The 22,177-nt window shown below is 71.1% G+C and carries 19 protein-coding genes; 14 read left to right on the top strand and 5 right to left on the bottom strand.

What is annotated here, in order from left to right; genetic code table 11:
- Window positions 1-51 precede the first annotated feature (51 nt).
- The gene (locus tag ACG2DA_RS13320; RefSeq protein WP_395256238.1) at window positions 52-1,611 is read right to left on the bottom strand and encodes a protein kinase; all 1,560 of its coding nucleotides are present in this window, start codon (window positions 1,609-1,611) and stop codon (window positions 52-54) included.
- Window positions 1,612-1,908: 297 nt separating this feature from the next.
- Between ACG2DA_RS13320 and ACG2DA_RS13325 the strand changes: the two genes are divergently transcribed.
- From ACG2DA_RS13325 to ACG2DA_RS13365, 9 genes are all read left to right on the top strand, one after another.
- Window positions 1,909-3,042, top strand: a complete 1,134-nt coding sequence (locus tag ACG2DA_RS13325) for a lysostaphin resistance A-like protein (protein ID WP_395256239.1) — start codon at window positions 1,909-1,911, stop codon at window positions 3,040-3,042.
- Window positions 3,043-3,117: 75 nt separating this feature from the next.
- A complete protein-coding gene (gene rimO / locus ACG2DA_RS13330; RefSeq protein ID WP_395256240.1) occupies window positions 3,118-4,584 on the top strand; it encodes a 30S ribosomal protein S12 methylthiotransferase RimO in 1,467 nt (488 codons plus the stop codon).
- Window positions 4,574-5,269, top strand: coding sequence for a CDP-diacylglycerol--glycerol-3-phosphate 3-phosphatidyltransferase (pgsA, locus tag ACG2DA_RS13335; RefSeq protein ID WP_395256241.1), 696 nt, complete (start codon window positions 4,574-4,576; stop codon window positions 5,267-5,269). The genes rimO and pgsA overlap by 11 nt, the downstream gene beginning before the upstream one ends.
- A gap of 100 nt (window positions 5,270-5,369) precedes the next feature.
- Entirely contained in the window at window positions 5,370-5,930 is a 561-nt protein-coding gene (locus tag ACG2DA_RS13340) for a hypothetical protein (RefSeq protein ID WP_395256243.1), read from the top strand.
- Window positions 5,931-6,148: 218 nt separating this feature from the next.
- Window positions 6,149-7,747, top strand: a complete 1,599-nt coding sequence (locus ACG2DA_RS13345; protein WP_395256244.1) for a POT family MFS transporter — start codon at window positions 6,149-6,151, stop codon at window positions 7,745-7,747.
- Between the two features lie 101 nt (window positions 7,748-7,848).
- Window positions 7,849-8,469, top strand: a complete 621-nt coding sequence (locus tag ACG2DA_RS13350) for a hypothetical protein (protein ID WP_395256246.1) — start codon at window positions 7,849-7,851, stop codon at window positions 8,467-8,469.
- 176 nt (window positions 8,470-8,645) lie between these two features.
- The gene (locus tag ACG2DA_RS13355; RefSeq protein ID WP_395256248.1) at window positions 8,646-9,701 is read left to right on the top strand and encodes a hypothetical protein; all 1,056 of its coding nucleotides are present in this window, start codon (window positions 8,646-8,648) and stop codon (window positions 9,699-9,701) included.
- A gap of 56 nt (window positions 9,702-9,757) precedes the next feature.
- Window positions 9,758-10,813, top strand: a complete 1,056-nt coding sequence (locus ACG2DA_RS13360) for a hypothetical protein (RefSeq protein WP_395256250.1) — start codon at window positions 9,758-9,760, stop codon at window positions 10,811-10,813.
- The gene (locus ACG2DA_RS13365; protein ID WP_395256251.1) at window positions 10,810-11,604 is read left to right on the top strand and encodes a phytanoyl-CoA dioxygenase family protein; all 795 of its coding nucleotides are present in this window, start codon (window positions 10,810-10,812) and stop codon (window positions 11,602-11,604) included. The genes ACG2DA_RS13360 and ACG2DA_RS13365 overlap by 4 nt, the downstream gene beginning before the upstream one ends.
- Here the strand turns inward: ACG2DA_RS13365 and ACG2DA_RS13370 are convergent.
- From ACG2DA_RS13370 to lysS, 3 genes are all read right to left on the bottom strand, one after another.
- Window positions 11,601-12,107 carry a hypothetical protein gene (locus tag ACG2DA_RS13370; protein WP_395256252.1) on the bottom strand — a complete coding sequence of 169 codons (507 nt, stop codon included), beginning with the start codon at window positions 12,105-12,107 and terminating at the stop codon, window positions 11,601-11,603. The two genes, ACG2DA_RS13365 and ACG2DA_RS13370, sit on opposite strands and share 4 nt — an antisense overlap.
- Window positions 12,104-12,907, bottom strand: coding sequence for an endonuclease/exonuclease/phosphatase family protein (locus ACG2DA_RS13375; protein ID WP_395256253.1), 804 nt, complete (start codon window positions 12,905-12,907; stop codon window positions 12,104-12,106). Before ACG2DA_RS13375 ends, ACG2DA_RS13370 begins: the two co-directional genes overlap by 4 nt.
- A 98-nt stretch (window positions 12,908-13,005) precedes the next feature.
- Window positions 13,006-14,475, bottom strand: coding sequence for a lysine--tRNA ligase (gene lysS, locus ACG2DA_RS13380; RefSeq protein WP_395256255.1), 1,470 nt, complete (start codon window positions 14,473-14,475; stop codon window positions 13,006-13,008).
- Between the two features lie 158 nt (window positions 14,476-14,633).
- Between lysS and ACG2DA_RS13385 the strand changes: the two genes are divergently transcribed.
- Genes ACG2DA_RS13385 through ACG2DA_RS13395 form a run of 3 tightly spaced genes read left to right on the top strand, consistent with a single transcriptional unit; the run spans window position 14,634 to window position 16,710 of the window.
- Window positions 14,634-15,659 (top strand): sugar phosphate isomerase/epimerase family protein, encoded by a 1,026-nt coding sequence (locus ACG2DA_RS13385; protein ID WP_395256256.1) that lies wholly within the window; start codon window positions 14,634-14,636, stop codon window positions 15,657-15,659.
- Window positions 15,659-15,943, top strand: a complete 285-nt coding sequence (locus tag ACG2DA_RS13390) for a Trm112 family protein (protein ID WP_395256258.1) — start codon at window positions 15,659-15,661, stop codon at window positions 15,941-15,943. Before ACG2DA_RS13385 ends, ACG2DA_RS13390 begins: the two co-directional genes overlap by 1 nt.
- Entirely contained in the window at window positions 15,940-16,710 is a 771-nt protein-coding gene (locus ACG2DA_RS13395; RefSeq protein WP_395256259.1) for a class I SAM-dependent methyltransferase, read from the top strand. The genes ACG2DA_RS13390 and ACG2DA_RS13395 overlap by 4 nt, the downstream gene beginning before the upstream one ends.
- A gap of 145 nt (window positions 16,711-16,855) precedes the next feature.
- Here ACG2DA_RS13395 and ACG2DA_RS13400 read toward each other — a convergent pair whose 3' ends face one another.
- Complete coding sequence (locus ACG2DA_RS13400) at window positions 16,856-18,031, bottom strand: LptF/LptG family permease (RefSeq protein ID WP_395256261.1); 1,176 nt, start codon at window positions 18,029-18,031, stop codon at window positions 16,856-16,858.
- Between the two features lie 344 nt (window positions 18,032-18,375).
- On the opposite strand from ACG2DA_RS13400, the gene ACG2DA_RS13405 reads away from it, so the two are divergent.
- Together ACG2DA_RS13405 and ACG2DA_RS13410 are read left to right on the top strand one after the other, a co-directional pair.
- Entirely contained in the window at window positions 18,376-19,665 is a 1,290-nt protein-coding gene (locus ACG2DA_RS13405; RefSeq protein ID WP_395256263.1) for a S1C family serine protease, read from the top strand.
- A gap of 170 nt (window positions 19,666-19,835) precedes the next feature.
- Window positions 19,836-22,130, top strand: coding sequence for a glycoside hydrolase family 2 protein (locus tag ACG2DA_RS13410; protein WP_395256265.1), 2,295 nt, complete (start codon window positions 19,836-19,838; stop codon window positions 22,128-22,130).
- Window positions 22,131-22,177: the final 47 nt, after the last annotated feature.

Here is a 22,177-nt window from a genome sequence, read left to right on the forward strand (position 1 = left end):
CGCAACCACAGAGGGACGCTCCCTCACGGTCGCGGCTCCATGTCCCCCCCCTCAGTGCACGTCGGCGCCGGTGAGCAGGAGTTCGACGGCGTCGGCCCGGGCGGCGACTTCGAAGACGCTGTGGCGGATCTCCTCCGGGTCCACGGTGGCCCGGGGATAGCTGTTCCGCATCACGAAGAACGGCACGCCCAGCGTCTCCCCCTGCTCCTCCGGCGGGATCGGGCGGTGGCCGGCGGCGGGGTCGAGTTCCTGCACGCTGAGACTGCCGTGGGCCATCTCGGCGTTCAGCCGCAGGGCCGCCTCGAAGTAGTCCGGACGAGCCGGGCAGCAGACCGAGGAGATGTGCAACAGGCGTTCGGCGGTCGCGTGGTCGCTGGGCTCCACCGTGACCGCCTGCCTGCGGCCGCCGGGCAGGTCGATCGTGATACGGTAGGTCTCCCCGCACCGCATCCAGCGGATCTCCGGGTGCCCGGCGAAGGCGTCCTTCAGCAGCGTGCCGACGTCCCGCAGCTGCCCGCCGATCGTGTTCAGCAACAGGTTCGCCGCGACGGCGTCGCTCGGCCGGTTGGCGGGGCTCTTGTCGAGCAGCAACGCCAGACAGGAGCCCATCTCCAGGGTGACGGCGGGGTTGAGCTCCCGGGCGTTGGGCAGCGGGGCGTGCTGCACGTTGTGCCGCAATTCCGCGACCGTGGATCCGGTGAACGGCAGCCGGCCGGTGAGCATCAGGAAGTAGGTCACCCCCAGCGCCCACACGTCCGCGGCCGGGGCGGCGGGCTCGCCGGCGAAGGTCTCCGGGGCCATGAAGTGCGGGGTGCCGGCCAGCACGTGCCCGCCGGCGCCGACCGGCCGGCCGCGCTCGTCCCGCACCCGCTTGGCGAGGCCGAAATCCGCCACCTTCGGGGCCCCGCTCAGCGTGACCAGCACGTTCTCCGGCTTGAGGTCCCGGTGCACGATCCCGCGGCGGTGGGCGTGGCCGAGGCCCTCGGCGATCTTCGCCGCCAGATTCGTGGCCCACGCCGGCGGCAGCGTGCCCTCCTCCCGCAGCAACCGGGCCAGCGTCCGGCCGGGGACGAACTCCATTTCGAGGAAGTGAAACCCGCGGTCCTGCCCGATGGCGTGCGTCACCACCAGGTTCGGGTGGCTCAGCCCGGCGGAGGCCCGGCCCTCCTGCTGGAACCGCTCCACGAAGTCCACGTCCCGCGCGCCGACCCGCGGGTGCAGCACCTTGAGCGCACACCGCCGCAGCAGGTCGCGGTGCCGGGCGAGGTAGACCCGCCCCATCCCGCCGCGGCCCAGCAGGTGTTCGAAGCGGTAGACGTGCAGTTCCTCGCCGAGGTGCTCGTCGAACTCCGCGTCGGGGGCGGCGGCGACGGGAGGAGAGTCCGCGGCGGGGGCCTCCGACGCGGTGGAGCCGAAGCCGCCGGTGGCGACCTCGCTGACGTCCGGGGCGATCAGCGTCTCCGACAGGTCCAGCGTCTCCCCGGCGAGCGGGGGGCCGACGGGGGCGCCGCAGGTGGGGCAGACCGGCTCGGCGCCCGCGGCGGAGAGTCGTCGGTTGCAGCCCGGGCAGTGGCGGAACGGCGGCGGTTGTGCGTCGGCGGCGGACGACATCGCGCGGCGGGGGCGGGAGACGGGCGGTGAACCAACCGGCGGGGGGCGAACCGGCGGGCGGACGGGGCGCGGACCGCAGCGTAAGGTATCCATCCCCGGCGCCGCGGGCGTCGGCGAAACGGCGTTCGCCGCCACGGCCCGAATCTTCGCCCCCAGCCCCCGTCCGCCGTGCCCCCGGACCGTCCCCCCGAGCCCGCCCCGCCCGCGGCGGACTGCCCGCCGGGGCTCGATCTGTTCCCCCCGCCGCCGGTCTCCCCTCAGCCAGAAGACCGTCAGACAGAAGACCGTCAGCCAGACGTGCGTGCGACCGGCGACGGCCCGGTCGACCTGACGTTTCCGCACGCCGCTCCGCAGGAGGTCCCCCGCCCCGTGCGCTTCCGGGCCGTCGCGGCGGCGCCGCCGGGGCCGGGGTTGCCGGAGTCGATCGCCTGGTGCGCGGGCTGGTTCGTGACGGTGCAGATCGTGTTGATGATCCCCGTCTGGGCGGCGGTGCAGACGGTCGGCGGGTTGCTGCTCGGGCGGGCGCCGACGGCGGGGGAGGCGTCGATCGCGGCGCTGCCGGCGGTGCAGCTGCTCGGGGGGCTGCTCACCCTCGGGGCGTTCCGGCTGCGGATCGGCTCCTGGCGGAAGCTGGGGCTGGGCCTGCCGAGCGGGCCGGCGGCGGTCGTGGCGTGCCTGTCGCTGCCGGCGGTGATGTTCGCCTGCACGCAGTGGGGGGCCCTCGCGGGGACGGCGTGGTCGGCCCTCTGCGACGCCGTCCCGAAGCTGGCGGCGCTGGACGAGGTCTCCAGCCTCAGCGCGGTGAACCGGCTGCTGCGCGACGTGCCGCTGCCGGCGCTGCTCCTGTCGGCGGCGGTCTGCCCGGCGCTGGCGGAGGAGCTGTTCTGCCGCGGCCTGATCGGCCGGGGGCTGGTCGCCCGCTGGGGCGTGATTTGGGGGGTGGGACTGACGTCGATTCTGTTCTGTCTGCTGCACGTACACCCGGCCCACGCAGGGGCGCTGCTGCCGATCGCCGTGTTTCTGCACGTCGCCTACCTGAGTTCCCGCAGCCTGTGGCTGCCGGTCGGGCTGCACTTCGCCAACAACGCGGCCGGCCTGATCCTGGGCAAGGCCCTGCTGGCCCGGGACGCCCTGCCGGACCCGCACGCCGCGCCGGCGCCGAACCTGGCGCTGTTCGTCGTCGCCACGGCTCTCGCCGGGCTGGCCTGCTGGGCCGTCTGGTCCGTGCGGGCGCGGCCGGTGGACGGGCGGGGCGGGGAGGTCGTCCCCCGCTGGCCGACGGTGGAGCGCCCGCCGGCCGGCTCCGCCGTGCGGTTCGTCACCCGCTGGCAGACGGCCCCGCTGGCCCTGTGGGGGCTGTTCGTGCCGGGGTTCGGGGCGCTGATGGGAGTCTCCGTGCTGGCCCTGCTGATGGGTTGGGGAGAGCTGTGAACCGCGGGGTCGCGGGCAGAACGAGCGGCGGCCGGCCGTAGCGGGGTCGGCGTGCGCGGCCTACACTGCGGCCCCGTGAAAAACAGCCTGCCGATCCTCGCCGACCCCGCCGCCCCCGCCCCGCAGTCGGCTCCCGACGTGGCCGGCGAGGCGAAGGGCACCTACGCCTTCGTCTCGCTGGGCTGCCCGAAGAATCTGGTCGATTCGGAGCGGATGCTCGGCAAGCTCGCCGCCGGGGGGTACGCCCTGGTGCCGGACCCGGACGGGGCGGACTTCGTCGTCGTGAACACCTGCGGGTTCATCGGGCCCAGCCGGGAGGAATCGAAGTCCGTCGTCCGGGAGATGCTGGACCTCAAGGCCGCCGGCCGGACCGGCGGGGTGGTGGTCGCCGGCTGCCTGCCGGGTCGGGTGGGGGCCGATCAGGTGCGGAAGGACCTGCCGGGGGTCGATCATGTGATGAACGTGTTCGGCCGGGACGAGATCGGCACCGTCGCCGACCGCCTCACCGAGGGCCGCCGCGGGATCAGCCCGGTTTCGGAGCAGCGGGACGTGTTCCGCCCCGCCGCGATCCGGGCGCTGGACGACACCGCCCGCCTCCGCATCACCCCGGATCACTTCGCCTACCTCAAGATTTCCGAGGGCTGCGACCGGACCTGCACCTTCTGTTCGATCCCGATGATGCGGGGTCGGCACGTTACCAAGCCGATCGAGCAGGTCGTCGCCGAGGCCCGCGAGTTGGCCGCCGACGGGGTCAAGGAGCTGATCCTCGTCGCCCAGGACACCACCTACTACGGCCTGGACCTGTACGGCGAGGTGCGGCTCGCGGCGCTGCTGCGGGCGTTGGAGGCGGTGGACGGGATCGAGTGGATCCGGCTGATGTACCTCTACCCGATCCACTTCACCGACGAGCTGATCGACACGATCGCCGGCAGTTCCAAGGTGCTGCCGTACCTGGACATGCCGCTGCAGCACGTTTCCGACCGGGTGCTCAAGCGGATGACCCGCCGCACCAACCGGGCGAAGACGGAGGCGCTGGTCGCCAAACTGCGGGAGCGGGTGCCGAACCTCGTGCTGCGGACGACGATGCTGGTCGGCTTCCCCGGCGAGACGGAGGCGGAGTTCCGGGAACTGGTCGATTTCGTGACCGACTGGAAGTTCGAACGGCTCGGCGCCTTCCCCTTCAGCCCGGAGCCGGGCACGCCCAGCATGAAGCTCGACGGCCACCTGCCGCCGGAAGTCTGCCAGGAGCGGGCCGACGCCCTGATGGCCGCCCAGCAGCCGGCCGCCTTCGAGTTCGCCGACTCGCTGGTCGGGTACGAACTGGACGTGCTGGTCGACAGCGACGAGGGGAACGGCGTCTACACCGGCCGGACGTTCGCGGACGCCCCGGAGATCGACGGCTCCGTCCGGCTGACCCTGCCGGAGGGGATCGAGGCGGAGTTCGACGTCGGGGCGTTCATCCCCGCGGAGCTGACGGCCCGGGACGGCTACGACTGGCTCGCCACCGCGGCCCTGCTCGACGACGGGGCGGATGACGACTGACTCGCCGGCCCCCGCTCCCGTAACGCAGAGGCCCCGCGGGGCCTCTGCGTTAGACGAGTCGCGCCCCGCCCCGATCGGGCGGGAGAGCTTCAACCTGCCCAACACGGTCACCGTCGCCCGGCTGCTGCTGGCCTGCGTGCTGTTCGGGATGATCGCCTACAACGGGCTGTGGAAGAGCGCCGCGGCCCTGTTCGTGTTCGCCGCCTCCACAGACTTCCTCGACGGCTGGCTGGCCCGCAAATATGGCCAGGTGACCACGCTGGGCCGCATCCTCGACCCGTTCGTGGACAAGATCGTGGTCGTCGGGGCGCTGCTGTTCCTGCTGGAGAAGCGGGTCACGCTGGAGGGGGGCGAACTGGTCGTCTGGAGCGGCGTGAGCGCCTGGATGGTGCTGGTGATCGTGGCCCGGGAGATGTTCGTCAGCAGCCTGCGGGGCTTTCTGGAGAAGCACGGGATCGACTTCTCCGCCGACTGGACCGGCAAGGTGAAGACGACCGTGCAGTTCGTCGCCGTGACCGCCAGCCTGCTGAGCCTCGCCCCGGAGTTCGCCCGGCTGGCCCCGCTGATCGACGGCCGCAGCTGGTTCCTCTGGACCCGCGACGCCCTGCTGTGGGGGGCGGCGCTGTTCACCGCCTACAGCGGCGTGGCCTACGTCGCCCGGGGGATGCGGGAACTGAAGCGGTAGGGGTCCGCTCCGCGGACCGTCCCCGCCCGATCCGAGCCTCCGGGAAAGGTCCCGGGACGGGAGCGTTGCGAGTTCGGTCCGCACAGCGGACCCTACGCCCATGGATCTCGACCTCGACGAAACCGAAGACCGCCTCCGCCCGCAGGTGCTCACCGGGCGGATCATTGCCGGGGCGATGATCCTCGGCGTGCTGCTGTTCGGCGTGCTAGTCGCGGTGATGAACGCCGGCGACGAGGCCGGCCCGGAGGGGCTGGGCCCCGACGGCGGCGTGGTGTTGGAGGGCGCCGAGGAGGACGTGGAGGGGAACGCCGTGGACGCCGACCTCGACCCCGGCGATCCGATCGTCTCCTACGTGGCCCTGGGCGTGGCCGTGCTGATGCTGGTCCTGCACAAGCCGCTCGGTTCGGCGGTGGCGAGCGGGGCGGCGGGCGACCCCGCGGGCGCCTTTCAGACCCGGCTGATCGTGCGGCTGGCGATGCTGGAGGGGGCCGCGTTCCTGAACCTCGTGGCGCTGATGCTGGAGGACTGGTGGCCGCTGTGGCTGGTCGTCGCCACGCTGCTGATCGCGATGCTGACGGAGATTCCCACCGCCCGCGGCCTGCGGCGGTACGTCGAGGGCCGCGAGCAACTGGCCGCCCTCGAACCGACCGGCCGGGACTAGTCGAACCGGCCCCGCGTGCTGAGCGTCCCGAACGCGTGAAGCGTCCGGGACGCCGACCGCGCCCAGTTCCGGGCCGCGGCGGGGACGAGGCGGGCCGGAGACGAGGCGTGCGGGGATAGAGGTGCGGCGGGCGGGGGCGGCGGGTAGTCTCCGGCGGCTCGCCGCCCGGCTCCGGAACCGTCCGGTCCCGATCGCACCGCCCCGCACAAGCTCACGGCATGGCTTCCCAGTACCGCGAGACCCCCCTCGACACGGACAAGATGCCGCCCGGCATCGGGTACATCGTCGGCAACGAAGCCGCCGAGCGGTTCAGTTTCTACGGGATGCGGGCGATCCTGTACGTCTTCATGACGGAGTACCTGCTCACCGCGAACGGGGAGCCGGCGTTCATGGAGGAGGCGGAGGCCCGCCGCGTCGGCGCCCTGTTCCGGGCCGCCCTGTACTTCCTCCCGCTGATCGGCGGGGTGCTCGCCGACGCGGTGTTCGGCAAGTACCTGACGATCATGTCGCTGAGCGTGGTCTACTGCCTGGGCCACTTCGTGCTGGCCCTGACGCTCAACCCGGAGATCAGCGGCGGAATCGTCAGCCCGACGACCGGCCTGTTCACCGGCCTGTTTCTGATCTCCCTGGGCGGCGGGTTCATCAAGAGCTGCGTCTCCGCCCACGTCGGCGACCAGTTCGGGCGGAACAACACCCACCTGCTCCCGCGGGTGTTCGGCTGGTTTTATTTCAGCATCAACTTCGGCTCGACCGCCTCCACGTTGCTCACGCCGAAGCTGCTGGAATGGTACGGCCCGGACGTCGCCTTCGGGGTGCCCGGGATCTTCATGCTGATCGCCACGATCGCCTTCTGGCTGGGCCGGAAAGAGTACGCCCACGTCCCGGCGAAGGGGTTCGGCACGGTGCGGGAGGCCTTCAGCCCGGTCGGCCTGAAGGCGCTGGCCAACCTGGCGATGATCTACGCCTTCGTCGCGGTGTTCTGGGCCCTGTTCGACCAGACGACCGACGCCTGGGTGGAGCAGGCCAAGCACATGGACCGCGTGTACGTGGCGAACTGGCTGCCGGAGAGCATGACGGGCCTCGCCTCGGAGGTGGAGGAAGGCACCTACCTGCGGGAGGAGATCGAGCCGACCGACCGCGTCGTGGAGCTGTCGCCCTCCCAGTTGCAGGCGGCGAACCCGATTCTGGTGATGATGTTCATCCCGCTGTTCGGGTACGCGATCTACCCGGCGGTCAACGCCGTCTGGACGCTCACGCCGCTGCGGAAGATGTCCGTCGGGTTGTTCCTCACCGCCGCCGCCTGGGCGGTGAGCGTCTGGATTCAGAAGCGGATCGACGCCGGCGCCCACCCGGACATCTTCTGGCAGATCGTGGCCTACGTCGTGCTGACCGCCGCGGAGGTGATGGTCTCCATCACCGGGCTGGAGTTCAGCTACACGCAGGCTCCCAAGGCGATGAAGTCGATCGTGATGGGCGTCTGGCTGCTGAGCGTCTGGCTGGGCAACATCTTCGTGGCGGCGGTGAACTACGGGATCGAACTCGATTGGTACAGCCTCGAAGGCGAGAACTACTACTGGTTCTGGCAGTGGGCGATCCTGCTGACCGCCGTGCTGTTCGTCCCCGCGACGCTGCTGTACCGCGGCAAGACCTACACCCAGGACGCCCCGGACGACGGGTCGGAGACCGGGGGCGTCGACCCCGACGGCAACCCCGCCCCGGTCCGGACCCGGGCCGACCGCGGCACCGCCCAGCCGGAAAGCGCCGCGATCGACGAGGATCCCGACGAAGATCCCCCCGCCCGCCGCTCGAACGCCTGATCGTTTCCCGGTCGGCCCCGACCCCGTCCAACGCCCGGCCGACGGCCGGCGTACACTGCGTCTCCCGCTCCCGTTCCCCCCGCCGCGCTCCGCGCCGTTCCATGCCCCGCTTCGCCCGCTCCCCCTTCGCCGCCGCCCTGCTCGCCCCGTCGCTGGCGTTCGGGACCGCCCTGCTGTTCGCCGGCTGTCAGAACGACTCCGGCCAGGAATACGGCCAGGACCTCGAGGGCGCCGACGACGAGCACGTCCACGCCGAGGCCGACCACGGCCCCGGCCCGCACGGCGGGACCGTGCTGGAGCTGACCACCGACCACAGCCTGCACGGCGAACTGGTGATCGACTCCGACGACCCGGCGAACGCGAAGGTCTACATCCTCGCCGCGGACATGAAGACCCTGGTGCCGGCCCGCAGCGTGGAGCTGTTCTTCACCGACCCGGCGACCGGCGAGGAAACGAACCTCAAGCTGAAGCCCGCCACGGAGGAGAACTCCGAGAGCGCCGAGTGGATCTTCCTCCGCGAACGCCTGCCGAACGAGGGCGAGGGCGAACTGGCCGGCCGCGTCGCCGTCGACGTGGAGGGCGAAGAATACGAAGCCCCCTTCGACACCGGCCACGACGCCCACGGCGATCACGATCATGACCACGATCACGCCCACGGCGACGAGCATGATCACGGCGACGACCACGATCACGAGCACGGCGACGAGCACGATCACGAGTGAGCCGTTCGCGGCGTCCCCGCAGACGCCGCCGCGTCGTGAGAGCCCGCCGCCGCTCGCCCCGCCGCCGGGCGGACCGGTGGCGGACTCCAACGGGGGCGGGTAGAACCGTTCGCCGTTCCCGCCGGGGTCCGCCGGCGTTTTCCCGCATCTCCCTTCTTCTACCCGCGTTGCGGTTTATGCCTGCACCCGCGGCCATCGGCGTGGGCGTCGCGGGGCTCGGCCCGGATTGGCCGGACCGGCAGCGCCCGGCGCTGGAACGATTGAACGGCCGGGTCCGCATCGCGGCGGTGCACGACGCCGTGCCGATGCGCACCCGGGCCGCCGCCGCGGACCTCAGCCGCCTGACGGGCGGGGCCGCGTCGGGCGGAACCGTGGCGGCGGGCGGACTGTGGGCGTTGGCCCGCCGGCCGGACGTGCGGGCCGTGCTGCTGGGCGACCCGGCGTGGTGGGGCCTGGCGGCGCTCGACCTGTTGCTGCGGGCCGACAAGCCGGTGCTGCTCGCCGGGCCGATCGACCCGCGGGACGACCGGCTGGACGCGCTGGCCGCCCGGGCCGCCAGCGCCGGCACGGTCGTCACGCCGGACCTCTCGCTGCGGTTCACCCCCGCCACCTTGCGGCTGCGCGAACTGATCGCCACCACGCTGGGCGCGGTGCACGCGATCCGGGTGGTCGCCCCGCTGCCGGCCTCCCACCCGCTGCGGGACGCCTACGGCCAGCCGGTCGCCGCGTGGCGGTTCGCCCAGTGGGCCGACTGGGCCGCCCACCTGCTCCCGGACCCCGTGCGGGAGGTCGCCGCCACGGCGGACCCCGCGGCCGGGGCCAGCACGGTGCAGCTCCGGCTGGACGAGGGGGAGAAGACGACCGGCGAGGCCCGCGACGGGCGGGGGGCGGCGCTGACGCTCGCCGCCGCCGACGACCTCGCCGGCGACGCCGCCGAGACGAAGGCGACCGTCCGCTGCGAGCGCGGCGTGGCGACGCTCTCCGGCGCCAGCGGGCTGCGGTACGCCGTGCGGGGCGAACCGGAGCGGGTCGAGGACCTCTCCGGGGAGCGGCCCGGCTTCGACGTCCTGCTGACCCTGTTCCTCCGCCGGGCGATCGGCGGCCTGATCCCCGCCCCGGACCTGCACGATCTGGGCTGGGCGATGGCCCTGACCCGGGCCGCGTCCGCCGCCGCCGGCGGGGAGCCGACGCCGCTCTCCCAACCCGGCGGCGGCCGCCTGCGGCCGCGGTAGGACGGGCCGCCGGCCCGCGACTGCCGTGATCGGGACGCCGGGCCTACAATGCGGCCATGCGAGTTCGTCCCGCCCGCCGCCCCGCCCCGTACCTGAACGGCGCCGACCAGCGCCGGATGCTGGCGATGATCGGGGCGTTGGCCCTCGTGCTGTTCGCGGCGAAGTGGGCCTCCGACCCGGCGAACTGGTATTGGATTGCCCCCCCGGCCGTGACCGCCGCGGAGGCCGAGCCGCCGGACTTCTCCGTCCGGCAGGACGCCCCGCTGCCCCCGGGAACGATCCGCGTCGCCGCCTCCTCCCCGGCGACCGTCGCGGAGAACGAAGCGACCGCCGACGGCCGGCTGCCGGCGGACCTCACCGCCGCCGCGGAGGATCGACGGGTCGGCTTCACCCGGGCGGAGCGGACGGCGCTCGCGGAGATCCTCGAACGCTTCGAGACAACCCCGCCGACCCTCCCGGCGGACGAGGTTCCGGTCGCCTTCACCGGGCTGATGCGCGACCCGGACTACTACCGCGGCCGGCCGGTGCGGATCGCCGGGGAGGCCCGCGGGATCTCCGATCTGGGCGAAGACCGCGGGGTGGAACTGTGGGTCTTCCTGCCGGACGCCGGCGACAACCCGGTTCGGGTGCGGGCGAACCGGGCCGAGGGCCTGCCGCGGGGCGCCCTATTGGAGACCCCCGTGCCGGTGACGTTGGACGGGGCGCTGTTCAAGCTGCAGGGCTACACGGCCAGGGGGGAAAACGGCGAGGGCCGACTGCACGTCGCCCCGCTGATCCTCGCCGACGCGGCGCAGCCGGCCCGGATCGCCCCCGCGGTCCCGCAGACGCCGCAATCCCTGCCGTGGGTCGTGCTGGGGGTGATCGCCGCGGCGCTGGCCGCGGGGGCGCTGCTGGTCTGGCGGTGGAAGGCGGACGATCGGGACTTCGAGCGCTCCACCCTCAGCCGCCTCTCCGCCGCCGCCGATGCGGAGGGGGAGCGTCTGAACTTCGCCGCGGAGGATCAATCGCCGGAAGCGTTCCTCGCCGGCCTCTCCGACGGCACCCCGGCGGCGCCCCCGGCCCCGATGTTGGAACCGACCGCGACGGCCGAATCGACCGCGGGGCCCCGATGAGCCCGGCGTTCACCCCGGAGGAACAGGACCGCTTCGCCGCCGACGGCTACCTCGTCGTGCCCGGCCTGGCGGACGCCGCCACGGTCGCGGAGATCCGCGCCCTCACCGCCCGCGATCTGGCCGGCCGGGACGGCGAGCCGATCGGCCCGGTCGAGTTCGAGGCGGAGGTCGGCTACCCCGGCGCCCCGGACCCCGCCGACCGCGAGGGCGGCAAGACGGTGCGGCGCCTGAAAAACGCCTTCGCCCGCGGCCCGGTCTTCACCCGCCTGCTGACCAGCGAACCGGTCCGCACGCGGCTCTCCCAACTGGTCAACGCGGGGCGGGCCGACGCGGAGGTGATCGTGCCGCTGGCCCATCACAACTGCGTGATGACGAAGCAGCCGCGGTTCAGCTCCGACACCGGCTGGCACAAAGACGTGCGGTACTGGCACTTCGCCCGGCCGGAATTGGTCAACCTGTGGATCGCCCTGGGCGACGAGACGCCGGAGAACGGCTGCCTGCGGGTAATCCCCGGCACGCACACGCAAACGCACGAGCCGTCCCGGTTCGACGACCTCCAATTCCTGCGGGCCGACGCCCCGGAGAACGCGGACCTGCTGGCGAAGGCGCTCGACGTGCCGCTGCGGGCCGGCGACGGGCTGTTCTTTCACGCCCGCCTGTTCCACGCCGCCCGGCGGAACCGCACGACGGAGCCGAAGTGGTCCGCCGTCTTCACCGCCCGCCCGGCCGACAACCCGCCCACCCCCGGCACCCGCAGCGACTGGTGCGAAGTGCGGCTGCCGCAGATCTAGAACGGGACGTCGTCGTCAAGCTCTGGAGGAGCACCTCGACGGCGTTGACCTTCTCGGTTCCGCTCTCGCTCCTCTTTCGCCTGGGCATGGAGCCCTTGGACAATGCGACGGGTGAAACTAGCAGAAAATATTCTCCCGAGTGCCTCTCGCAGTTCGTCTTCGCTCTTCACGTTGATCGCTGGACGATATCTAGGATCATCGTCCAGCGATTCCGGGAACGCTTCCTCAGCGACTCGTTCGTCTACTTCGATCTTCGTAGGATAGACGGTGGGTCCGTGCGAGATGTCGAACAGTTCAAAGCTGTAATGAAGTTCGGGCACGTGAATGGCGAATGTATAGGTGAGTTCGCCATTCCTGTCTCTCACTGGCTCGACCTGCCCCACGAGCAGTCCGCCAGTCTTGTCGTCTAGCAGATCTGCCTGTTCCCGCACGATCTTGGCAGGAGTGGAGAGAGGTTCTGCCGAGATAAGATCATCTGGCCACAAGCTGACGGTGGTACTCATACCGTAAACTCAAAATAAAGGGGCAGGTGATCAGAGAGTCGGCCGCGCCGGGGGCGGCCGCTCCGCGTCGTCAGCGGTGTGTCGCCAATCCTATCGACGATCGCCAAGCTCGGCACGCCGAATCCGTCGATCAGATCCGGGCCAACCAGCACTTGGTCGAACAGGTGCCAGCCCAATTCGCGGGGCGTACTTCCCGCATGATACAGAGTCGCCGGCGGTCCCGGCGTCTCGTCACCCAGCAGGTTCCACATCGGGTTGTAACGACGTGGGCGAACAGTCCGCTGCACGGTGCGCGGCTTTCGAGCGTCCCGCCGGTCGGCGACGGCATGAAAGCCTCTGGCTCCGTACACGCCCGCGTCGAACGGCTGCATGTTGAAGTCGCCGACCACCAGCGATCGCGTGTGTCCGGCCTCCGCCTCGATTCGCCGCAGCTCACGGGCATAGTCCGCGGCCTCGTCCGCAAGGGCCTCCGCCCCCCATTGCGAGGCCCGGGAGGGGGCGTGAACGAGCATCAGGAAGAAGGACTCACGGACGGGTAACCTCACCTCGATCAGCGAGTAGCGGTCCGTTTCCACCCGCGTCCGTAGATACCGCGGCGGGAACCTCGTCAACATCCGAAGCCGTGGTCCGAAAGGCGGACGCCACAAAAAGTGATTCCCCTTCAAGGGGGCAGGGACATGCTCAAGATCGTCACCCGGCTCACAGAACGCGGCGAAGTCCAACCGGCGGCTGATCATCGCCTGTACAATTAGGGACGACAGGTTCTTTTTGTTCAGGTTCCAGAAGAGAAAACGGAGCAACGCAGTGGCCCAAACGCGGAGACTTCGGACTTACATCCCACATCCGAGGTGCGCCACCCGCAACGCCGCCAGAAAAATTCGCCCGCGGTTCCGCCGCATTACTCCGTGATCGGCTTGACGGTCGGGAAGAAGATCACGTCGCGGATGCCCTTCGCATCCGTCAGCAGCATGGCGAGGCGGTCGATGCCGATGCCCAGGCCGCCGGCGGGGGGCATGCCGATGCGGAGAGCCTGCAGGAACTCCGTGTCCAGTTTCGCCATCGAGTCCTCCTCGGCCTGACCGGCGAGTTGGCTGCGGAACAGTTCCTCCTGCAACCGCGGGTCGTTCAGCTCCGTGTAGGCGTTGGCCAGTTCCATGCCGTGCACGAACAGTTCGAACCGCTCCGCGACGGCCGGGTCGTCCTGCTTCCGCTTGGTCAGCGGGCAGAGGCTGGCCGGGTAGTCGGTCACAAAGATCGGGCCGGTCAGGGCGTCTTCGACCGTCTCCTCGAAGACGTCGCCGACGATCACGTCCGGGTGCCGGCCGTCGGTCTCGACGCCCAATTCCTGCGCCTTGGCGGCGACGGCGGCCTCGTCGGTCAGGTCGCAGCCGGCGTGTTCGCGGAATAACTCGGCGTAGGTTTTCCGCTCGAAGGGCGGGGTGAAGTCGACCTGTTTGCCGGCGTGCGGGATCGTCAGGCCGGCGTCGGGGCCGTTGAGCGTGCGGATCGCGTCGACGATCACCGCTTCGGTCAGGTCCATCATCGACCGGTAGTCGCCGTAGGCCTGATAGGCCTCCAGCATGGTGAACTCCGGGTTGTGGGTCTGGTCGATGCCCTCGTTGCGGAAGACCCGGCCGAGTTCGAACACCCGTTCGATCCCGCCGACCATCAACCGCTTGAGGTGCAGTTCCAGAGCGATGCGGAGCGTCAGGTCCACGTCCAGGGCGTTGTGGTGCGTCTGGAACGGCTTGGCGGCGGCCCCGCCGGCGACGGTGTGCAGGACGGGGGTTTCGACCTCCACGAACCCGCGGTCGGCCAGCGTTTGGCGGACGGACTTCACGATCTCCCCCCGCTTGAGCAGGCGATCGCGGACGCCCTCGGTGTAGATCAGGTCCAGCGACCGCTGGCGGACCAGCAGTTCGGGGTCCTGCACGCCGTGGTGCTTGTCCGGCGGCGGGGCGAGGGCTTTGCAAAGCGGCGTGACGGCCGTGACCTTGATCGACGGCTCGCCGGTGTTGGTCTTCCAGGTGACCCCGTCGATCCCGACCAGGTCCGCGTAGTCCAACGCGGCCATCAGTTCCCACTGCTCCGGCGGGAGGTCGCCGCGGCTGAACAGGAGTTGAATCTGCCCGCTGGCGTCGGCGATCTCGTAGAACCGCAGCTTGCCGGCCTTGCGGATCTGCATGACGCGGCCGGCGACGCGGACCGGCTCGCCGGGCTCGCCGCTCTCGGCGGGCTGTTGGGCGCGGGCCTCGGCGATGGGCCGATGATCGTCGAACCGCTGCCCGTAGGGGTCGCGGCCGAGGGCGACGATCTTGTCGAGCTTCTCGATCCGGGCTTTGGCGAGGCGGTCGGCGGGGGAGGCCATGCGGGGGGGCGTACAGGGTGGACGGGCGGCGGGAAGCTACGCCGACCGCCGCCAAAAGGCGACGCCTCCCGCCCCAAGGTGCGTTGAAACCCCCGCCGCCCCGCGGACAATCGGGGGTCGCATCGCCGTTCCCGCATCCTGACCGAGACCCGCCGCCCGTGCCCGACGCCCCGCCCGCCGTGCTGCTGTCCGCCTTCGCCGACGAGGCCACCCGGCCGACCTCCAAGGCCGTGCCCGAGCAGCTCGCCGCCGTCGCCGCCGTCGGGCTCAACTGGTACTCGCCCCGCTGGGTCCAGTTCCCGGGCGGCGAACCGAAGCACTGCGTGGAGTGCACCGACGACGAGTTCGCCCAACTGCGATCCCTCCAGGACGACTTCGGCGTCGGCGTCACCTCGATCGGCAGCCGCGTCGGCAAGGTCAAGCTGAAGGACGAGGCGGATCGCAGCCACAATAAGTTCGTGCCGTGGAAGGAGTACCTCGACGGCGAGGTCGCCCTGACCGTCCGGGCGGCCCACGAACTGGGCACGAAGCTGATCCGCGGGTTCTCCTTCTACCACCCCGCCGGCACCGCCCCGGAGCCGCACATCCCGCAGGCCGTCGACCAGCTTGGCGAGTTGGCCGACCTGTGCGCCAAGGAAGACCTGATCTACGGGCTGGAGATCGAGCCGAACCTCGTCGGCGAGACCGGCCCGCTGCTGGCGACGATCGCCGAGCAGGTGAACCGGCCAAATCTGGTCCTCATCTGGGACGGCGGGAACATTGCCGCCCAGAATAAGGACGCCGCCACCTGCTTCGCGGAGTACGAGGCGATGCGGCCGTACCTCGGCTGGATTCATATCAAGGACTACAAGATCGACCCGTCGCTGACTTGGGACGGGTACGTCGACGAGGAGCGCCTGAAGAACTTCGTCCCGGCGGACGTCGGCGACGGCGGGCACGCGGCGGTCTTCAAGGACCTCGCCGCTCACCTGCCGGAACTGAGCCACCGGGTCGAGACGCTGGGCGTGCCGGGGTTCTATCTGGAACTGGAACCGCACCTGCGGGGCGGCGGGCAGTTCGGAGGTTTCAGCGGGCCGGACGGCTTGGGGATCGCCTGCCGGGCCCTGTGCGGGATGCTGGCCGACGCCGGCATCGGCACGGACCGCCGCGACTTCGCCGCCCTCCGCGCCGACCGGGGCTTCTGATGCCCCGCCCGTCCGACAAAGCGGCCGACGAGGCCCCCCGCCGGTTCGACTTCGCCGCGGTGGCCGATCTGCTCGTCTGCCCCGTCGCCCGCACGCCGCTGGTGCAGCCGGACGCGGACTCGCTCGTCTCCTGCGACCCCGAGACCCGCCTGCGGTATCAGGTCGAGGACGGCATTCCCGTCCTGCTGCCCGACAGCGGAAAGGCGGTCGACCGGGAGGAGTGGGCCGCCATCATGCAGTCCCAAGGACGCGACCCCGACACCGGACAGGCGACCCCCGCATGATCCTTCCCCTCCTCTGCCTCGCCTGCGGTTTCGCGGCCCCCCTCCAGGACAACGCCCCGCCGGCGCCCGCGGCGGCGGAGCTGTACGAGGATCGCCCCGGCGCCGACCCGAACGGCATCGACCGTTACTACATGGGCCGGCAGATCGCCCGGGTGATGGGGCACCAGGGGGCGAACTGGCTGGAGCGCCGCACCCGCCAGCAGGAGGAGGACCTGAACACGCTGATCCGGCTGCTCAAGCTCGAACCGGGGATGACGGTCGCGGACATCGGCGCCGGCAGCGGGGTGATTGCCCAGCGGATGGCGCCGAAGGTGGACAACGGCGAGGCCCCCGGCGGGGTGGTGAAGGCCGTGGACATCCAGCCCGAGATGATCGCCCGGCTGCGGGGCCGCATGAAGCAGCGGGGGATCGACAACGTCGAGCCGGTCCTCTCCGACCCGACCGATCCCAAGCTGGAGCCCGGCAGCGTGGACGTCGCGGTGATGGTGGACGTCTACCACGAGTTCGACGACCCGCACGCCATGACCGCCGCGTTGGTGAAGGCCCTCAAGCCCGGCGGCCGGCTGGTGTGGGTCGAGTACCGCGCCGAAGACCCCCGCGTGCCGATCAAGGCGATTCACAAAATGAGCGAGGCCCAGGTCAAGAAGGAGGCGAGCCGCCCGGAGTTCGGCCTCGAATACGTCGACACCGCTGACGCCCTGCCCCGCCAGCACGTCATCACCTTCCGCAAACCGGCCGCGGACGAGGCCGAAGACGCCGCGGAGTGATCTGAAAACCGTGCTCCCCCCGCCCCTTTGGGGATGTGGGGGAAGAAAACGGGAGCCGCGACCGTTAGGGAGCGTTTCTGTGCGGGCGCGACCGCAGTGGGCCGGCTCCCTCACGGTCGCGGCTCCAAAGGCACGATCGCTTCGTTCAGGTCAGCACCTTGCCCGACAGGGCCGTCGCCAGGGTGCCGGCGACGATCACCGGGAGCCACGCGGCGAAGTCCGGCGGGAGCAGGCCGACCGAGCCGGCCAACTGGCCGCCCTGCATCAGGCCCATCAGGGCGCCCATCACGCAGACGCAGATCGCCAGCGAGACCACCAGGCTGCGGGCTTCCCGGCGGATCACCAGCGGGACCGCCACCAGCGTGGCCAGCAGGTTGAGCAACGGCTGGCGGAACCGTTCGTGCAGCTTGACGGTGAAGCTGTGCCGCACGTTCCCGCTGTAGGCGGGGTTGCGGATGCGGCGGACCAACTCCGGCGTACCGCAGACCTGGGCGGCCTGGGCTTCGTCGTGGATCTGGTCGAAGTCGATGTCGGTCCGGATGAATAGCTCGCTGGTCGCGCCGGCCTCGCCGGTGGCGGGGTTGCGGCGGTTGATCGGCAGCACGATCGGCACCTGGCCGGGCGGCGTGGGCGCCAGGGGGAGGTCTTCGTACCGGGCGTTGACGTCCGTCAGCGCCCAGCCGGCGACCGGTTCGTCGTAGCCGGGCAGCACGGCGTCGGGGTGATAGGTCGCCCGGTTGGCCATCAGAACGGTGAGTTCGGAGACCACCCCGGGCACCGGCAGCGTGATCTCTGCCTCCTCGATCCAGCGGTTCGCCAGGTTCAGCCGGCCGCTGGAGACGATGACGTTGGAGGAGAAATCCATCACCGGCTGCACCGTCGGGTTGTCGCCGTCGACCGCCCCGCCCCGCGGCGCCCCCAGCTTCGAGGCGATCGCCGGCAACAACAGTTCCTGATTCGCCACGATCAACCCCGTGACCACCCCCGTCCCGACGAGCAGCGGCAACGCCAGCCGGTAGGTCGGCACGCCGCAGGCCAGCATCGGGGCCAACTCCCCGGCCTTCACCATCAGCGCCAGGGAGATCATCACCGTGAACACCAGCAGCGCCGGGCCGGTCAGGTCGAAGACCAGCGCGCTCTGCCAGCTGTAATAGGAGGCCATCCGCGTCAGGATCACGGACAGACCGGCGTCGCCATCCGTGAAGTCGTCCGCGTTGGTGAACGCGTCGATCACGCAGTACAGCCCGTAGAACGTCACGAACAGCACCGTGAAGGTGTGCAGGAACCGGCGAACCAGAAAGCGGTCGAAGGTCGTGAACACGGCGGGCGGGAACGGGGCGGCGGACGCGGGCGGCGAAGCGGGGCGGCCGCGCGGTCCCGGACCGGGGGGCGGCGGACGACGGGACAGTCCAGTGTACGCGGGCCGCCGCCGTCAACGGCGGCTTGGCGCGGTGGCGCCGGCCGGAACGCTGCGCCGGGTCGGGAAACGCTGTCGTATCAGCGAGCCGCGGGGGGTCGTCCGTCGCTCCGCGGTCGGGCCGGTTCGGGGGGCCGCCGGCCGGGTCCTTCGCACAAGAACAGATTGCACGCGGCGTTTCGCCGGGAAGAATGAACCCGTGCCGGAGGAATCCGGTCCTCGTCGCCCCCGCCTGCCGGAGCTTGCCGATGCCGTCCGCCGCCCCTCCCCCCCTGCCGGCGTCGGCCCCCCCCTCGGCGTCTGAACGTGCAGCCGCCGCCCGCCCGCGGCGCCGCGGGGCGGCCCCCCGCTGGGCGGACCGGGCGTTCGGGGCCCTGGCCGGGGCCGGGCTGTTCGCCGCCGGCGTCACCTTCGCCGAGCTGGGCCGGCCGGGGGGAACCGAAATCGGGCTGGACGGCGCCAACGTCGCCCACGCGGAGGGCCTCAGCGTCGAGCAGGCCAAGCTGCTGCGCGACGAACTGGACGAGTCCCCGGACCGCCCCCTGCTGCTGGGCGGGGAGTCGATCGCCCGGGTCAGCCGGCTGGCCTCCCCCAGCGTGGTGCACATCGAGAGCACCTACCGCGACGACGACGGCGGGATGGTGGAGGAAACCGGCAGCGGCGTGCTGATCCGGCACCCCCGCTGGGCCGACGTGCACACCGGGCGGCTGTTCGTCGTCACCAACCGCCACGTCGTCGCCGGCGCCGAGACGCCGGGCTCCGGCAACGTGGACCTGCGGCTGGCCGACGGCCACACGGTCCGGCCGATGAAGGTCTGGACCGATCAGGCGACCGACCTCGCCGTGCTGGAGATCGCCAACCGCGACCTTCCCGCGATCCACTTCGGCAACAGCGACGCGCTGGAGATCGGCCACTTCGTGCTGGCGCTCGGCTCGCCGTTCGGGCTGGACCGCAGCGTCACGCTGGGCATCGTCAGCGCGAAGGGCCGCCGCCGGCTGGACCTGGGGACCGAAGACCTGATCAACCAGGACTTCCTCCAGACCGACGCCGCGATCAACCCGGGCAACAGCGGCGGCCCGCTGATCGACCTCCGCGGCCGGCTGGTGGGCATCAACACCGCGATCGCCTCCAGCAGCGGCGGGAGCGAGGGCATCGGCTTCTCGATCCCCTCGAACCTCGTCCGCCGGGTGTTCGACGAACTACTGACCCACGGCCGGGTGCGGCGGGCGTACCTCGGCGTGCAACTGGACAGCGGGTTCGACCGGCGGTCGCTGGCCAACGTGGGCCTGGATCGGCTCTACGGGGCCCGGGTGCAGGTGGTCAAACCGAACACCCCCGCCGCCGACGCCGGCCTGCGGCGGAATGACGTTGTGTTGAAGTTCGGGACGGTCGAGGTGCAGGATTTGGACCACCTGATCAACCTGGTCAGCCTCACCCCGGTCGGCGAGCGGGTCCAGCTGACGGTCCTCCGTGACCGCCGCGAAGTGCCGATGACCCTCGTCCTCGCCGAGCGCCCGGACCCCCGCCCGCGGCGGTGACGCGGTAACTCAGGGCGTCTTCGGGATTCGAGGCGGTTTCGGGGGCCGGCGGGGCGGAAAGGGACCGGCGGGGCGTCTATCGTGAGGGCTCCCTTCGGCCGCCGTTCCGACGACCCGCGTCGCCCGCGGGTCCACGGCCGCCGATTCCGCCTTCCCCGCCGATCCGTCCGATGCGCCCTCTGACGTTCGCCCTCGCCGCACTCTGTGCGGCCTTCTGTCCCGACCCCCTCTCCGCCGCCGACGGCCCCCCGCCGTTGGTCGACGTCGCCCGCTACACCTTCGAGCCGCCCGCCGAAGGCTGGCAGGAGCCGGGCTTCGACGCCTCCGCCTGGGAGGAAGGCCCCGGCGGGTTCGGCACCCGGGGCACCGACGGCGCCCGCGTCGGCACCCGCTGGACGACCGACGACATCTGGCTGCGGAAGACGTTCGAGCTGAAGTCCCTCCCCACGAAGCCGGCCCTGCTGGTCAGCCATGACGAGGACGCGGAGATCTACCTCAACGGCGAAAAGGTCGCCGAGTTCGACGGCTACGTCACCGAATACTTCACCGTCCCGCTGAGCCAGAAGGCCGCCGGGGCGTTGAAGGTGGGCGAAAACGTGCTCGCCGTGCACTGCCACCAGACGAACGGCGGGCAGTTCGTCGACGTGCACCTCGTCTCCGCCGACGCCGTTCCCAAACTGCCGACCCCGGCCCGGAGCACGGAGCCGTTCAAGACGGACCTCATCACTGAGTGGGGCGCCGAGGTTACCCCGGAGAACGCCTGGACCGAATACCCCCGCCCGCTGATGCGGCGGGACGACTGGACGAACCTGAACGGGCTCTGGGACTACGCGATCGCCCCGCTGAAGGCCGGCACCCCGCCGGAGCAGTACGACGGCGAGATCCTCGTCCCGTACCCGCTGGAGTCGAAGCTCAGCGGCGTCCAACGGCTGCTCACCCCGGAGGAATCCCTCTGGTACCGCCGCACGTTTGAGGCCGCCCCGTCCGAGGGCGAGCGCACCCTGCTGCACTTCGAGGCGGTCGACTACGCCTGCCAGGCGTGGGTGAACGGCCAATCCGTCGGCACGCACGTCGGCGGCAACCTGCCGTTCTCCTTCGACGTGACCGACGCCCTGAACGAGAGCGGCCAGAACGAACTGGTCCTCCGCGTCGAGGACGCCACCGGCGACTACCAGCTCCGCGGCAAGCAGGCCCTGGAAACCAGCGCCATCTTCTACACCCGCGTCTCCGGCATCTGGGGCACCGTCTGGACCGAGACCGTGCCGGTGCAGTCGCTGGAACACCTGACGATCTCCACCGACGCCGAGGCCGGCTCGATCACGGTCGCGGCGGAGACGTTGATCCCGGCCGATCCCGGGACGCAGGTCCGCGTGACGGTCCGCGACGGCGACACGCAGGTCGCCCAACAGACCGGCCCCGTGGACGGCGTCACGCTGACCGTTCCGAACGCGAAGCTCTGGACGCCGGACTCGCCGCACCTGTACGACCTGACGGTCGAGCTGCTCTCCGGGGCGAAGCCCGGCGACGCTGTGCAGTCCTACGCCGGCATCCGCGACGTCGGGATGAAGGCCGGGCCGGACGGGCACCCGCGGTTCACGCTCAACGGCGAGACCGTGTTCCACCTCGGCCCGCTGGATCAGGGGTGGTGGCCGGACGGGCTGCTGACGCCGCCCTCGGACGAGGCGATGGTCTGGGAGATCGAGTGGCTGAAGAAGGCGGGCTTCAACATGCTCCGCAAGCACATCAAGGTGGAGCCCCGCCGGTACTACTACCACTGCGATCGGCTGGGAATCATGGTCTGGCAGGACCAGGTCAGCGGCTTCCCGAACCCGCCCTGGACCCGGCTGGATCCGAACCCCCAGGACGCCGACTGGCCCGCCGTCGCCCACGCCCAGTACATGGCGGAGCTGGACGGGATGATCTCCCTCCTAGAGAGTCACCCCAGCATCGTGATGTGGGTGCCGTTCAACGAGGCGTGGGGCCAGCACCGGACCGTGGAGGTCGGCGACTGGACGAAGCGCCGCGACCCGTCGCGGCTGGTGAACGTCGCCAGCGGCGGGAACTGGTGGCCGTCGGGCGACGTGGTGGACTACCACAGCTACCCGGAGCCGGACTTCCGGTTCGATCAGGACAACGGCCGGTTCGACGGCTACGCCAAGGTGATCGGCGAGTACGGCGGCCACGGGCTGCGGGTCCGCGGGCATGAGTACGACCCAAACATCCGCATCTTCTCCTACGGCGACCTGCCGGAGGACGAGGACGAGTACCGCCGCCGCTACCGCCGCAGCGCCGAAACGATGGTCGACCTGAAGGCCCGCGGGATCGCCGGCGGCGTCTACACCCAGACGACCGACGTCGAAGGGGAGATCAACGGCCTGATGACTTACGACCGCAAGGTGATCAAGCTCCCCGCCGGAGAACTCGCCGAACTGCACCGCCCGTTGGTGGAGTCCGGCGACGAGTGAGGCGAGGACGATCCGACCTGCCCGGGGCGGCTCACCCCGCCCCGGGC

It is taken from the genome of Alienimonas sp. DA493 (genome assembly GCF_043951915.1).
Lineage (GTDB): Bacteria > Planctomycetota > Planctomycetia > Planctomycetales > Planctomycetaceae > Alienimonas.